The sequence below is a fragment of the Streptomyces sp. NPDC006174 genome, from assembly GCF_040614075.1.
Lineage (GTDB): Bacteria > Actinomycetota > Actinomycetes > Streptomycetales > Streptomycetaceae > Streptomyces.
Genome location: NZ_JBEXTJ010000005.1, coordinates 1 through 13,409 on the forward strand (window position 1 = coordinate 1; position 13,409 = coordinate 13,409).

General features: G+C 71.4%; 13 protein-coding genes. 8 read left to right on the plus strand and 5 right to left on the minus strand.

All coding sequences use genetic code 11. The annotated features are described in order from the left end of the window. From ABZ267_RS12315 to ABZ267_RS12325, 3 genes are all read right to left on the minus strand, one after another. The coding region (locus ABZ267_RS12315; protein WP_356750076.1) for a cation transporter at positions 1 to 1,187 on the minus strand (1,187 nt) is incomplete at its 3' end. Positions 1,188 to 1,280: 93 nt separating this feature from the next. Then, the gene (locus ABZ267_RS12320; protein WP_356750078.1) at positions 1,281 to 1,604 is read right to left on the minus strand and encodes a heavy-metal-associated domain-containing protein; all 324 of its coding nucleotides are present in this window, start codon (positions 1,602 to 1,604) and stop codon (positions 1,281 to 1,283) included. A 172-nt stretch (positions 1,605 to 1,776) separates the two neighbouring features. Beyond that, positions 1,777 to 2,502, minus strand: coding sequence for a TetR/AcrR family transcriptional regulator (locus ABZ267_RS12325; protein WP_356750080.1), 726 nt, complete (start codon positions 2,500 to 2,502; stop codon positions 1,777 to 1,779). A 157-nt stretch (positions 2,503 to 2,659) separates the two neighbouring features. Here ABZ267_RS12325 and ABZ267_RS12330 point away from each other — a divergent pair, with 157 nt between their 5' ends. Together ABZ267_RS12330 and ABZ267_RS12335 are read left to right on the plus strand one after the other, a co-directional pair. After that, a complete protein-coding gene (locus ABZ267_RS12330) occupies positions 2,660 to 5,047 on the plus strand; it encodes an MMPL family transporter (protein WP_356750082.1) in 2,388 nt (795 codons plus the stop codon). 245 nt (positions 5,048 to 5,292) lie between these two features. Further along, a complete protein-coding gene (locus ABZ267_RS12335; protein ID WP_356750437.1) occupies positions 5,293 to 6,042 on the plus strand; it encodes a class I SAM-dependent methyltransferase in 750 nt (249 codons plus the stop codon). Between the two features lie 18 nt (positions 6,043 to 6,060). On the opposite strand, the gene ABZ267_RS12340 is transcribed toward ABZ267_RS12335, so the two are convergent. Then, positions 6,061 to 6,252, minus strand: coding sequence for a MerR family transcriptional regulator (locus ABZ267_RS12340; RefSeq protein ID WP_010064909.1), 192 nt, complete (start codon positions 6,250 to 6,252; stop codon positions 6,061 to 6,063). Positions 6,253 to 6,420: 168 nt separating this feature from the next. Here ABZ267_RS12340 and ABZ267_RS12345 point away from each other — a divergent pair, with 168 nt between their 5' ends. Both ABZ267_RS12345 and ABZ267_RS12350 read left to right on the plus strand, forming a co-directional pair. Next, the gene (locus ABZ267_RS12345; protein ID WP_356750084.1) at positions 6,421 to 6,642 is read left to right on the plus strand and encodes a hypothetical protein; all 222 of its coding nucleotides are present in this window, start codon (positions 6,421 to 6,423) and stop codon (positions 6,640 to 6,642) included. 74 nt (positions 6,643 to 6,716) lie between these two features. Beyond that, a complete protein-coding gene (locus ABZ267_RS12350) occupies positions 6,717 to 7,241 on the plus strand; it encodes a DinB family protein (protein WP_356750086.1) in 525 nt (174 codons plus the stop codon). Positions 7,242 to 7,290: 49 nt separating this feature from the next. Here the strand turns inward: ABZ267_RS12350 and ABZ267_RS12355 are convergent, their stop codons facing one another. After that, the gene (locus ABZ267_RS12355; RefSeq protein WP_356750088.1) at positions 7,291 to 8,205 is read right to left on the minus strand and encodes a sugar phosphate isomerase/epimerase; all 915 of its coding nucleotides are present in this window, start codon (positions 8,203 to 8,205) and stop codon (positions 7,291 to 7,293) included. Positions 8,206 to 8,368: 163 nt separating this feature from the next. Between ABZ267_RS12355 and iolC the strand changes: the two genes are divergently transcribed. From iolC to iolD, 4 genes are read left to right on the plus strand one after another with little or no spacing between them, the layout of a single operon-like run. Further along, the gene (gene iolC / locus ABZ267_RS12360) at positions 8,369 to 9,388 is read left to right on the plus strand and encodes a 5-dehydro-2-deoxygluconokinase (protein ID WP_356750090.1); all 1,020 of its coding nucleotides are present in this window, start codon (positions 8,369 to 8,371) and stop codon (positions 9,386 to 9,388) included. Beyond that, positions 9,385 to 10,308: a deoxyribose-phosphate aldolase gene (locus ABZ267_RS12365; RefSeq protein ID WP_356750092.1), complete on the plus strand. Its 924-nt coding sequence runs from the start codon at positions 9,385 to 9,387 to the stop codon at positions 10,306 to 10,308. Before iolC ends, ABZ267_RS12365 begins: the two co-directional genes overlap by 4 nt. 17 nt (positions 10,309 to 10,325) lie before the next feature. Next, positions 10,326 to 11,291 carry a 5-deoxy-glucuronate isomerase gene (gene iolB, locus ABZ267_RS12370; protein WP_356750094.1) on the plus strand — a complete coding sequence of 322 codons (966 nt, stop codon included), beginning with the start codon at positions 10,326 to 10,328 and terminating at the stop codon, positions 11,289 to 11,291. 56 nt (positions 11,292 to 11,347) lie between these two features. After that, the gene (gene iolD / locus ABZ267_RS12375) at positions 11,348 to 13,324 is read left to right on the plus strand and encodes a 3D-(3,5/4)-trihydroxycyclohexane-1,2-dione acylhydrolase (decyclizing) (protein ID WP_356750439.1); all 1,977 of its coding nucleotides are present in this window, start codon (positions 11,348 to 11,350) and stop codon (positions 13,322 to 13,324) included. Positions 13,325 to 13,409 lie beyond the last annotated feature (85 nt).

The window sequence follows — 13,409 nt, forward strand, 5'->3', positions numbered from 1 at the left end:
TCGACGAGGCGGGCCATGCGGGCGAGTTGGGTGTCGGAGCCGATACGGGTGGCCTCGACGACGAGACGGCCGCCGGCGTTGATCGTCGCACCGGTGACGGAGTCGCCCGTACCGACGTCCACCGGCAGCGACTCGCCGGTGAGCATGGAGGCGTCCACGGTCGAGCTGCCTTCCACGACCCGGCCGTCGGTGGCGATCTTCTCTCCGGGCAGTACGACGAAGCGGTCGCCGACGACGAGCCGGTCGGCCGGGACGCGTACCTCCGTACCGCCTCTGAGCACGGCGACGTCCTTCGCGCCCAGGTGCATCAGCGCCCGCAGCGCGGCGCCGGACCCCCGCTTCGCGCGCGCCTCCAGGTAGCGGCCCAGCAGGATGAAGGTGATGACCCCGGCCGCGACCTCCAGATAGATCGTGGAGCCGGCGTCGGCGCGCGAGACGGTGAGGTCGAACCCGTGCCGCATCCCCGGCATCCCCGCGTCGCCGAGGAACAGGGCCCACAGCGACCAGCCGAAGGCGGCCAGCGTGCCCATCGAGACGAGCGTGTCCATGGTGGCCGCGCCGTGCCGGAGGTTGGTCCAGGTGGCGCGGTGGAAGGGCAGGCCGCCCCAGACGACGACGGGCGCGGCGAGGGTCAGCGAGAGCCACTGCCAGGAGTCGAACTGGAGCGCCGGGACCATGGCGAGCAGGACGACGGGGATGCTGAGGACGGCGGAGACGGTGAGCCGTTGCCTCAGCGCGGCGAGGGAGGCGGCTTGTCCGGCTTCGACGGGGCCTTCGGTCGGGGGCTCTGTGTCCGCTTCGGGGGCGGTTGCGGTGGGAGATGTCGTACGGGACTCCTGGGCGGCGTCCGCGCCTGAGGTGCCGGGCTCCGGGTTCTGCTCCTGTCCAGGGCCAGGGTCGGGCTGTGACTCCGGCACCGGCTCCGGCTGCCGCGCCGGCTGTCCGAGCGGGCGGGCCGTGTAGCCGGTCTTCTCGACCGTCGCGACGAGGTCCGCCAGTTCCAGGTCCTCGCTGAAGGTGACGCGGGCCTTCTCGGTCGCGTAGTTCACCGTGGCGGTGACGCCGTCCATCCGGTTGAGCTTCTTCTCGACGCGGGCGGCGCACGAGGCGCACGTCATTCCGCCGATCACGAGCTCGGCCTCGGAGGCGTGGGCGGCCGGGGTCCCGGCTGCTGCTGTGCTGGCCATGTCCGAACTCCTGGGTAACCCAGGTCGGGCCGTACCCCACCAGTATCTGCTGGTGGGGTACGGCCCGACGGAGAGAGGGTGGTGCGGCGGCGCTCAGGCGGCCCGGCCGACGAGCTCGTAACCGGCCTCGTCGACGGCGGCGCGCACGGCGTCCTCGGCCAGCGGGGCCTTGGAGGAGACGGTGACGCGGCCGGTGGCGGCGACGGCCTCGACGGACGTCACGCCGCCGAGCGCGGAGATCTCCTCCGACACGGCGCCTTCGCAGTGGCCGCAGGTCATGCCCTTCACCTCGTACACCGTGGTGACCGAGTCCGTCGGCTCGATCTGTACGTCGGCGCCGCCGCCACCGTGACAGGAACCGGCGGGCGAGCAGCAGGAGCCGGTGGACTGGGTGGTGGGCTCGGTCTCGGCGGTCATGGCGTTCTCCTCTTCGGGGACACGTTCGGCATACGCGTGGGGCGTGGGGGAGCACAGGGAGCCCCGGGGCGCCTCACTTACTCCACACTATACCCCTGGGGGGTATTAACGAGATGAGGGTGCGCCCGGTGCCGACTGCCGCTCGTGGACTCCGGCGCTTGGAGGTGTGGTGCTAGGAGGTGCGGCCCCGGCGGGTTTGCGGTGCCAGGTGGGGTGAGTCGTCGCCGATGAGCGGGTCCAGGTAGCGGTACATGGCCGCCTTCAGCTCGCGGATGTACGCCGCGCGCTCATCGCCCTCGTTGGCCAGGACCAGGTCGAGCCCGGCCTTGAACACCATGAAGGCCATCTCGGCGACCCGGTGGAGCTGGGCGGCGGGGGCGTCCGGGAGGTAGTCGGCAAGGACCTCCTCGACCCGGCTCAACATGGTGACGTGCAGGGTGTCGTGCGCCTCGGTGATCCGGCCGGGGATCTCCGAACCGTGCATCAGTACGAAGAACGCCGGGTTCTCGCAGTTGAACGCGATCAGCGGGTCGAGGACGGCGTCGAGCATCCGGTCGAGCGGCAGCTCGACGTGACTCGGGACGAAGGCCGCTCCGTAGGTGTCGCGCCAGCGGTGGAGCAGCTGGTCGCCGAGCTCGACGGCGATGGCCTCCTTGTTCGGGAAGAACTGGTAGAGCGTGCCGGGCGAGACGCCGGCCTCGCGGGCGATGGCGTTGGTGCTGGACGCGGTGTAGCCGGTGGTGCCGAAGACGGTGGCCGCGGCTCGGAGCAGCTGCGCGATGCGCGCCTCGCCGCGGGCCTGGCGGCGGCGAGGACGGGTCGCACCGGGCCCCTCGGTTGCGGCTTTCCCGGCTGCGCCGTCCCCTGCGGCGCCCCTCTTGTCTCTGGCCTCCGGCACGGCAATCCCCAGCTTTCGTGATGCGTTTGACAAACACGAGTGCTCGCTCGCATTCTTGTGAAACGCGAGCGACTACTCGTGTTTGCCAGTGTAAGTGGCAATGACTGACCCATGCTGCCCTGCGCCGCCCGGGTCTCGGTGAAGGGGACACCGCGCCATGTCCGAAGTCAACGGTCCACCCGGCACGGCCGCGCCGGCCGCTGCCGCAGGTACGTCCGGTCTGCCGGGTCCATCCGGCCCGTCGGATCCGTCGGATCCGTCGGGTCGGTCGGGTCTGTCCGGTCCGTCGGGTCCTCGGCCCGTCGGAGGCTGGACCCGGTTCGTCACCGCCAGGCCCCGGCTCGCTCTGCTGGCCGCCCTCGTGATCACCGCCCTCGCCGTCTTCGCCGGGAGCGGGGTCGCCGACCGGATGGGCAGCGGTGGCTGGCAGGCTCCCGACGCCGAGTCGTCGTACGCGACCGAGGCGCTGGAGCGCGAGTTCCCGGCCTCGCAGCCCAATCTGCTCCTCCTGGTGGACAGCGGTACCGCGACCGTGGACGATCCAGCGGTGGCCGCCGAGGCCGCACGGCTCACCGAGCGGCTCGCCGCCGAGCAGGGCATATCGGGAGTCACTTCCTACTGGCAGACCACATCGCCGGCCCTGCGCGCCGAGGGCAGCCGCGAGGCACTCATCGCGGCCCGGATAGGCGGTGACGAGACGGAGGCGGGCAAGACGCTCGAACGGATCGCTCCCGCCTTCGCCGGGGAGCGCGGCCCGGTGAAGGTCTCGGTCGGCGGGCCCGTCGCCGTCCAGCAGGAGATGCAGACGATCATCCAGGAGGACCTGCTGCGGGCCGAGCTCATCGCTCTGCCGGTGACGCTCGTCCTGCTGGTCATGGTCTTCGGCAGCGCGATCGCCGCCATGCTGCCGCTCCTCGTCGGCATCGTCGCCATCCTCGGCACCAACGCCGTGCTGCGCGGACTGACCGAGTTCACCGACGTCTCGGTCTTCGCGATGAACCTCACCACGGCCCTCGGCCTCGGACTGGCCATCGACTACGCCCTGTTCATCGTCCGCCGCTTCCGCGAGGAGCTGGACGCGGGAGCCGACACCTGGACGGCCATCGGCACCACGCTGCGCACGGCCGGGCGCACGGTGCTCTTCTCCGCGCTGACGGTCGCCGTGTCCCTGTCGGCGATGCTCGTCTTCCCGCAGTACTTCCTGCGGTCCTTCGCCTACGCCGGGATCGCCGTTGTCCTGCTGGCCGCTGCCGCCGCGCTGATCCTGCTGCCTGCCGCGTTCATGCTGCTGGGCCACCGGGTCAACGCGCTCGACCTGCGCCGTCTGCTGCGCCGCGGGAAGAGGAAGGAAGCCGCTGCTGGAGAGACCGGCAAGGGGTGGGCGCGCTTCGCCGAGCTGGTGATGCGCCGGGCACCGGTCTTCGCCATCGTCACCACGGTGGGCCTCGTCCTCCTCGGACTGCCCTTCCTCGGCGTCAAGTTCGGCACGGCGGACGACCGCCAGCTCCCTGCCGGGGCCGAGTCCCGCGTGGTCCAGGAGCACATCCGGGACGGCTTCCCCGGCAGTCCCGGCGGCGGCCTGTCGATGCTGGTCGAGGGGGAGGGGACGCCTGCGGCGTACGCGGGCCTCAAGGAACGGATCGAGAAGGTCCCGGGCGTGCGGGGCGTCGAGGGCCCGCTCACATCGGACTCGGCCGCGTACTTCAACGTGCTGTCCGGCGGTGAGGCGGTCGGTCAGGACACCCAGCAGCTCGTACGGGACCTGCGCGCGCTGCCCGCCGGCTCCTTCGACACCTCGGTGACCGGCACGGCGGCGGTCCTCGTCGACTCCAAGGACGCCATAGCGGACCGGCTGCCCTGGGCGATCGGCATCATCGTCGTGGTGACGCTGCTCCTGGTCTTCCTGCTCACCGGCAGTGTGCTCATCCCGATCCAGGCGGTCGTGCTCAACGCCCTCAGCCTGACGGCCATGTTCGGCGCGGTGGTCTGGGTCTTCCAGGACGGGAACCTCTCCGGGGTCCTCGCCTTCACCAGTACGGGAGACATCGAGACCACCCTGCCCGTCCTGATGTTCTGCGTCGCCTTCGGACTCTCCATGGACTACGGGGTCTTCCTGCTCTCCCGTATCAAGGAGGAGTACGACCGGACCGGCGACCACGAACGCTCGGTCACCTTCGGGCTGTCCCGCACCGGCGGCCTGATCACCGCGGCCGCCGTGATCCTCGCGGTCGTGATGGTCGCCATCGGCACCTCACGGGTCACCAACACCAAGATGCTGGGGCTCGGGATCGCCCTCGCCGTCCTGATGGACGCCATGGTGGTCCGCAGCCTGCTGGTCCCCGCCGTGATGAAGCTGACGGGCCACGCCACCTGGTGGGCCCCCAGGCCGCTGCGCGCCTTCCACCAGCGGTTCGGCCTCAGCGAAGGAGAGTCGGCCCCGGCCGGCTCCTCCGGTACGAAGAGCGGCCCGGGTGAGCCCACGGCCGACGGGGAGATACCCGAGGCGGGGAGTCGGGACGGCGAGAAGGTCGCCGCAGGGGCGTAGGAGGGCATCTTCTTGCGCGGTCGGCCTGGAATCCGTTCGGAAACGGCTCCCGGGCCGGCTTCGCAAAGCCTTCTGACGGGCCGTGGCAGGCATGCGGAGGGCCTGGCGGCAGGAGCGGAGGGGGTGGTGGTCTCCGACCCGGCCGCAGCGCCTCCGGGAGCCACCAGCGCGATCGCCGAACCAGCTGTGACCTGGGCTTTCTTCCAGTCGATCCGTAAAATTGGCGCATGAGGAAAGGGGACCGGATGGACCGGAACATCCGCACGGCGGACGACGTACTGACGCTCCTGGACGGCTTGTTCGCACCCGAAGCGCACCGCTGGACCTCCGAAGCCGCCTCGTGGTGGGACGGCCTCTACGAGGACCGCACGAAGCCGGTGCCGTTCTTCACGGAAAAGCCCGACGAGAGCCTCATCTCGTACGTCGACCGGGGGCTGGTCACTCCGGGCCGCGCGCTCGAACTCGGCTGCGGTCCCGGGCGCAACGCGCACGCGCTGGCCTCGCACGGCTTCGACGTCACCGCGATCGACCTCTCCCCGGCGGCGATCGCCTGGGCCGAGGAGCGCGCCGAAGTGCCGGGAGCCGGGGCCCGGTTCCACTGGGGTGACGCCTTCGTCCTGACAGCGGAGGGGGCGGAGGCGGCGGGCCCGTACGACCTGATCTACGACTCCGGGTGCTTCCACCACCTGCCGCCCCACCGCCGTATCACCTACCTCGCGCTCCTCGACCGCTGCCTCGCCCCTGGCGGCCATTTCGCGCTCACCTGCTTCGCGGCGGGGGAGGGCGGCATGGGCTCCGAGCTGCCGGACGAGGAGCTCTACCGGCGCGGGAGCCTGGGTGGCGGACTGGCCTACTCCTCGGAGGAGTTGCGTGACATCTTCTCGGGCCTGACGGAGGTCGAGCTGCGCCGCATGCGTGACGAGGCGCCCGGCTCCCCGGTCTTCGGTGAGTCCTTTCTCTGGACGGCGCTGTTCAGGAGGGAGGCCCGGCAGTAGGGCCGGGCGGGGCCGGGTTCAGCGGCCGCGGTTGCGTGGGCGGGAGGCGACCCAGGCGCGGACGGTGTCGCCGTACCAGTAGGGCTTTCCGTTCTTGACCTGGTCGGGCGGGGGGAGGAGGCCGTGTTTGCGGTAGGAGCGGACGGTGTCCGGCTGGACCTGGATGTGCGCGGCAATGTCCTTGTAGGACCAGAGTGTTCTGTCCGTCATCCGTGACACCTCTCTGCGCTGCTCTGTTCTGAGGACCGGTTCTGCCCTCGTGATCACGCAGCCTGCGCTCGGTTGAACGACTGCGGACGGCAGGCAGGGTGGGGCTGTTGTGCGCCTGTGACGGAAAACCCGCGTAACGGAGATATGTGTGGCGAAACGGTTACTGGTGTGACAGAAGGGGTGAACGGTAAATGCCTGATCTCGCAGAAGTTCGCCTACCTCACCCTGACGGTGAACTCCCGGGACCTCTACCAGAATGAGCCGTCGCAGGACCACACCGTCCATGTGCACTGTCGGAACCGGAACGGCGACCAGACCGCCCGCGTCCACTGGCTCGCAGCCCGCGTGGGCGGCCGGTTCACCGGCAGGGTGGAGCAGTCGACGCTCTGACCTGTGAGGGCGAGGACAGCGGCGCACTGCTCACCGCCCGGGCGATGTCAGACCCGGATGCCACGATGGTGACCATGAGTACTTCCGAGCGTTCGATGCCCCCGCTGGTCGCCGACGAGCGCACCTCGTTGGAGAGCTGGCTCGACTTCTACCGCGCCACTCTTGCCCAGAAGTGCGCGGAGTTGCCCGAGGAGCGACTCCGTGAGGCGTCCGCGGCACCCTCGGCGATGACGTTGCTCGGCCTGGTCCAGCACGCGGCGGCCGTGGAGAGGAACTGGTTCCGGCGGGTCCTTGTGCAGGAGGACGTGGAGCGGCTGTTCGCCCCGGCCGACGGGAGCGGGGGCGGTGGCGGTGGGCACGACGGTGGGTTCGAGCTGGCCGAGGACGCCACGTACGAGGAGGCGGTGGCGGTGTGGCAGGGCGAGATCCGGCGGGCTCGGGAGAACTGTGCGGGCCGGGGGCTCGACGACACCAGTCCGTTCATGGGCGGCGAGGTGACGCTCCGCTGGATCTACACGCACATGATCGGCGAGTACGCGCGCCACTGCGGGCACGCCGACCTGATCCGCGAGCGCATCGACGGGCGTACGGGAGTGTGACCCGGCGGTCGCCGGGCTCCGTCGGGCTTCCCTGCCACTCCGTACGACGTCAGGGCCGTCCGCAGGAGCGGAGGAACTCGCGGGTGCGGCGCGCGATCGGGAGCGGCTTGTCCGGGTCGCACGGGTACATGTCCTGCTCCACGATCGCGAACAGGTCGACGTCCAGGGCACGCGCCGCGTCCAGGACCGGCTCCAGGGCGGGCACGCCACCGGGCGGCTCGCACATCACACCGCGCGCCACGGCCGGGCCGAACGGGACCTCGTCCGCCACCACGGTCGCCAGGATCTCGGGGTCGACCTGCTTGAGGTGGAGGTAGCCGATGCGCTCCCCGTAGGTCTCGATGAGCTTGACGCTGTCGCCGCCGCAGTAGGCGTAGTGCCCGGTGTCCAGGCAGAGCGAGACCAGCGAGGGATCGGTGGCGTCGAGGAAGCGGTTGACGTTCTCCTCGCTGTCGATGTGGGTGTCCGCGTGCGGGTGGACGACGATGCGGAGGCCGTAGCGCTCCCGGACCTCCCGGCCGAGCCGTTCCGTCTGGGTCGTCAGGTCCCGCCACTGCGCGGGCGTGAGCGTGCGGTCCTCCAGGATCTCGCCCGTCTTGTCGTCGCGCCAGAAGGAAGGGATGACCACCAGGTGTTCCGCGCCCATGGCCCGGGTCAGCTCGGCGATGTCGGCGACATGCGCCCAGGTCCGGTCCCAGACGTCGGGGCCGTGGTGCAATCCGGTGAAGACGGTGCCGGCGGAGACGATCAGTCCACGGCTGCGCGTCTCGTCCGTCAGCCGGGCCGGATCGGTGGGCAGATAGCCGTACGGACCGAGCTCGATCCACGCGTACCCGGCCTCGGCCACCTCGTCGAGGAAGCGCTGCCAGGGCACCTGCTGCGGGTCCTCGGGAAACCACACCCCCCACGAGTCGGGTGCCGAGCCGATACGGATGCGGGCCGAAGAGGGTGCGGAGGGGGTCATATCGCCCAGCGTCGCGGCCTGTGCGGACGAGTGTCAAGAGTTCGTCCGAATGTCCGGACAAAATGTTGACAGGGTTCCGGGGAGAGGGCTAGACCTGACCTGGGATCAGCCGGCCACCGGTAGGCAGAGCCGTGGGTCGCACCGGTGGGTCGAAGGGATGGGTATGCCTGAGCCGTACGACGTGATCACCATGGGGCGGATCGGGGTGGACCTCTACCCGCTGGACATCGGCGTGCCGCTCGCCCGGGTGGAGACGTTCGGCAAGTTCCTCGGCGGCTCCCCGGCGAACGTGGCGGTGGCGGCGGCGCGGCTGGGACGGCGTACGGCGCTGATCACCCGGACCGGCCGGGACGCCTTCGGGGAGTACCTCCACCAGGAGCTCCAGGGGTTCGGGGTGGACGACCGGTGGGTGACGGAGGTCGAGGAGTATCCGACGCCGGTGACCTTCTGCGAGATCTTCCCGCCGGACGACTTCCCGCTCTACTTCTACCGCCGGCCCAAGGCGCCCGATCTGGAGATCCACCCGCCGGAACTGGACCTGGACGCGGTGCGCGATGCGCGGATCTTCTGGATGACCGGTACGGGGCTCAGCGCCGAGCCCAGCCGGGCGGCGACGCTGACGGCGCTCCGGACTCGTACCGGGAGCCCGGCCCGGGCGTCTCGTACCGCGACCGTGTTCGATCTCGACTGGCGGCCCATGTTCTGGGACGGCGGCGACCACAGCTCGGTCGCGCCCGCCCGCTACCGGGAAGCGCTCGCCCACGCCACCGTCGCCGTCGGCAACATCGACGAGTGCGAGATCGCGACCGGCGAGCGCGAACCGCACGCCGCCGCCCGCGCGCTGCTCGCGGCCGGAGTGGAGCTGGCCGTGGTCAAGCAGGGGCCGAAGGGCGTCCTCGCCGTTCACCGAGACGGCTCCACCGCCGATGTGCCACCGCTGCCGGTGGAGGTCGTCAACGGGCTCGGCGCCGGGGACGCGTTCGGCGGAGCGCTCTGCCACGGGCTGCTGGCCGGCTGGGACATCGCCCGGATCATGCGGTACGCGAACGCCGCCGGGGCCATCGTCGCCTCCCGCCTCGCCTGCTCCTCCGCGATGCCGTTCCCGGACGAGGTGGAGCGGGCGCTCGCGGCGGGAGCCGTGCCGGCGGACAGCACCGCCGGGCCCTCAGGAGCGGCCTCATGACCCCCGCCGCCTCCTCCCTCCGCGAACTGGTCCGGCTCCGCGCCGAGCGCCCCGAAGCGGTGGCCGAAGCCGCCGCGCGACGGAAGCGGAGACCTCTGCTCCGTACGACCGGCACCTCCGTCGCTCACGGGAGCACGCACCACCCGGGCCGGCTGATGATCATCGCCGCCGACCATCCCGCACGCGGTGCTCTCGCCGTCGGCGACCGGGCGCTGGCCATGGCCAACCGGTTCGAGCTCCTCCAGCGGCTCTGCCTCGCGCTCTCCCGGCCCGGCGTCGACGGCGTCCTCGCCTCCGCCGACGTCCTGGACGACCTGCTCCTCCTCGGCGCGCTGGAGGACAAGGTGGTCATGGGCTCGATGAACCGCGGCGGGCTCGCGGGCGCGGCCTTCGAACTGGACGACCGGTTCACCGGGCACCGGCCCGAGGACCTGGTCCGCCACGGGTTCGACGCCGGGAAGCTGCTGCTCCGCATCGACCACGAGGACGCGGGCTCGCTCGACACCCTGCACGCCGCCGCCCGCACCATCGACGCCATGGCCGCGCACCGGCTGCCGGTCTTCGTCGAGCCGTTCCTCTGCCGGCGCGTCGGCGGCCGCCTCCGCAACGACCTCGGCGCCGCCGCCGTCGCCACCTCCATCGCCATCGCCTCGGGCCTGGCCGGGACCTCCGCGTACACCTGGCTCAAGGTCCCCGTCACCGAGCATCCGGACGACATGGCGCAGGTCATGGAGACCTCGACGCTGCCCGCCGTCCTGCTCGGCGGCGAGGTGGGCGACGACCTGGACGGCGCGTACGGGAAGTGGCGTGAGGCGCTGCGGCTGCCGACGGTGCGCGGGCTGGTCGTGGGGCGTTCGTTGCTCTACCCGGTCGACGGGGACGTGGCGGGGGCCGTCGACACCGCCGTATCGCTGCTGTAGCCGGGTAAGGAGTGGCCATGGAAACGCACCACGAACACCACGGGCACCGCACCGGAGGCGCTCCGCCCGCCGCGCGCCGCCATCTGCCCGCCGGCAGCGCCGCGCGCGGGCCCTATGCCCTGGACATCGATCCGGAAATGGCCGGATGGGACCGGTCCGGTCTCCGTGTTCTCGAGCTGGAGCCGGGCGGAGTTCATACGCTGGTCACCGGGGAGTGCGAATGGATCGTCCTGCCGTTGGCCGGTGCCTGTACGGTGCGTACGGCAGGCGAGACCTTCGAACTGCTGGGCCGGGAAAGCGTGTTCAGCGGGGTGAGTGATTTCGCCTACGTGCCACGCGACGACCGAGCGCAGATCGCCTCCGGCGCAGGAGGCCGCTTCGCCCTGGCAGGAGCGAAGTGCGAGCGACGACTCCCCGCTCGCTACGGCCCCGCGCCGGAGGTACCCGTCGAACTGCGCGGCACCGGCACCTGCTCGCGCCAGGTGAACAACTTCGCCGCCGCCGACACCTTCGACTGCGACCGCCTGATCGCCGTCGAGGTCCTAACGCCCGGCTCCAACTGGTCCTCCTACCCGCCGCACAAGCACGACGAGAACGTGCCGGGCGAGGAGTGCGAGCTGGAGGAGATCTACTACTTCGAGGTGGAGAACGGCGGCCTCGGCTACCACCGGGTCTCGCCGTCGCGCGCAGGCGGTACGGATGTCCTCGCCGAGGTCGGCACCGGCGACGCGGTCCTCATCCCCGACGGCTGGCACGGCCCGTCCATCGCGCCGCCCGGCCGCACGCTGTACTACCTGAACGTCATGGCGGGGCCGGGAGAGGAGCGGGCCTGGCTGATCCGCGACCATCCGGACCACCGGTGGATCCGCGACACCTGGCGGGACGAGCCGGTCGACGCCAGACTGCCGCTGTACACGGCGCATCCGCAGACGGCCCGCCCGGACACGGCGCATCCGTCGCCCGGCCCGGAGGTAACAGGTTGAGCCCGACGAGTCCCGCCCACGGAGCGAGCCCCGCGACCCCCGCAAGCGCGCAGCACATCCCCACCCGCCGCCTGACCACCGCTCAGGCCCTGGTCGCCTTCCTCGCCCGGCAGTACACCGAGCGCGACGGCCGCCGCCACCGCCTGATCAGCGCCACCTGGGGCATCTTCGGCCACGGCAACGTCGCCGGCATCGGCCAGGCCCTCGTGGAGGCGGGCAGCGGGACGCGGAACGGCGACGGCCACCGGACGCGGAACGGCGAGAGCAACGGGAGGCGTTACGGCCACGGGAACCGGACCGCGCCCCGCATGCCGTACCTCCAGGGCCGTAACGAGCAGGCCATGGTGCACGCGGCCGTGGGATACGCGCGCCAGTCCGGCCGGCTCTCCGCGCACGCGGTGACCACCTCCATCGGCCCGGGCGCCACCAACCTCGTCACCGGTGCCGCGCTCGCCACCATCAACCACCTGCCCGTCCTCCTCCTGCCCGGCGACACCTTCGCGACCCGGCCGGCCGATCCCGTACTGCAACAGCTCGAAGTCCCGTACGCCGGTGATGTGTCGGTCAACGACTGCCTGCGGCCCGTCTCGCGCCACTTCGACCGGGTCACCCGCCCGGAAGCGCTGATTCCGGCGGCCCTTCAGGCGATGCGGGTGCTGGCCGATCCCGCCGAGACGGGCGCGGTGACGCTGGCGCTGCCGCAGGACGTGCAGGCGGAGGCGTACGACTGGCCGGAGGAGTTCTTCGCCGAGCGGGTCTGGCGGGTCCGCCGGCCGGCGCCCGACGTGGCGGAACTGGAAGCGGCGGTACGGGCGGTGCGCTCGGCCCGCCGTCCGCTGATCGTCGCCGGCGGCGGGGTCCGCCACAGCGCGGCCGAGGAGACGCTCGCCGCCTTCACCGCCGCCACCCGCATCCCGGTCGCCTCCACCCAGGCGGGCAAGGGGTCCCTGCGCCACGACCATCCGGCGGACGTCGGCGGCATCGGCCACACCGGCACCGCCACCGCCGACGAGCTGGCCCGCACCGCCGACCTGGTGATCGGCGTCGGCACCCGGTACACGGACTTCACCACCGCCTCCGGCACGCTCTTCGCGCACCCGAACGTCCGCTTCCTCAACCTCAACATCACCGGCTCCGACGCCCACAAGCTCGCCGCGCTCCCGCTGGTCGCCGACGCCCGCACCGGCCTGGAGGCGCTCACCAGCGCGCTCGCCGGACGGGGCTACCGGGTCGACCCGGCGTACGAGACGGAGTACACCGGCGCGAAGGAGGCGTGGGAGCAACAGGTCGAAGCGTCCTTCACCACCCCGGACCCCACCGCGCGCCCCACCCAGACCCAGGTCCTCGGCCTGCTCGACGCGCTGGTCACCGAGGACGACATCCTCATCAACGCCGCCGGTTCGCTCCCCGGTGACCTCCACAAACTCTGGCGCACCCGCTCCCGCGACCAGTACCACGTCGAGTACGGCTACTCCTGCATGGGCTACGAGATCCCGGCCGCGATCGGCGTCCTGCTCGCGACCCGGACCCACGAGCGGCCCCGGCCCGTCTGGGCCCTGGTCGGCGACGGCACGTACCTGATGAACCCCACCGAGATCGTCACCGCCGTCCAGGAGAACCTCCCGCTGAAACTGCTGATCATCCAGAACCACGGGTACGCCTCCATCGGCGGCCTCTCCGAAGCGGTCGGCGGCGAGCGCTTCGGCACGGCCTACCGCCACCGTGACGCCGACGGCGGCTTCACCGGCCCGCCGCTCCCGGTCGACCTCGCCGCCAACGCGGCCTCCCTGGGGATGCGGGTCCTGCGCGCCACCACCGTCGACGACCTGCGCAAAGCCCTCGCGGAGGCGCGCGACGCGGAGGGCCCTACTTGTGTCTACGTCGAGACCGAAACGCCCGACACAGTGTCGGGCCCCCCTCCGGCACAGGCGTGGTGGGATGTTCCGGTAGCCGAAACCGCGAGCCGTCCGGCGGCGGTCAAGGCCCGGGAGGAGTACGACCGGCAGGTCGCCGCCCGACGCCGCCACCTGTGAAGCCCTGCCTGAACGCGTGAATGCCTGAGAACGCCTGACCGTCTCAACCGGCCCTCATGCCTGCCTGAAGCCTGAAGGAGTACGT

Excerpts from the sequence above, each read along its gene's own strand:
- ABZ267_RS12320 (WP_356750078.1), bottom strand. The coding sequence starts at position 1,604 with ATGACCGCCGAGACCGAGCCCACCACCCAGTCCACCGGCTCCTGCTGC.
- ABZ267_RS12330 (WP_356750082.1), top strand. The coding sequence starts at position 2,660 with ATGTCCGAAGTCAACGGTCCACCCGGCACGGCCGCGCCGGCCGCTGCC.
- ABZ267_RS12335 (WP_356750437.1), top strand. The coding sequence starts at position 5,293 with ATGGACCGGAACATCCGCACGGCGGACGACGTACTGACGCTCCTGGAC.
- ABZ267_RS12340 (WP_010064909.1), bottom strand. The coding sequence starts at position 6,252 with ATGACGGACAGAACACTCTGGTCCTACAAGGACATTGCCGCGCACATC.
- ABZ267_RS12350 (WP_356750086.1), top strand. The coding sequence starts at position 6,717 with ATGAGTACTTCCGAGCGTTCGATGCCCCCGCTGGTCGCCGACGAGCGC.
- ABZ267_RS12355 (WP_356750088.1), bottom strand. The coding sequence starts at position 8,205 with ATGACCCCCTCCGCACCCTCTTCGGCCCGCATCCGTATCGGCTCGGCA.
- iolC (WP_356750090.1), top strand. The coding sequence starts at position 8,369 with ATGCCTGAGCCGTACGACGTGATCACCATGGGGCGGATCGGGGTGGAC.
- ABZ267_RS12365 (WP_356750092.1), top strand. The coding sequence starts at position 9,385 with ATGACCCCCGCCGCCTCCTCCCTCCGCGAACTGGTCCGGCTCCGCGCC.
- iolB (WP_356750094.1), top strand. The coding sequence starts at position 10,326 with ATGGAAACGCACCACGAACACCACGGGCACCGCACCGGAGGCGCTCCG.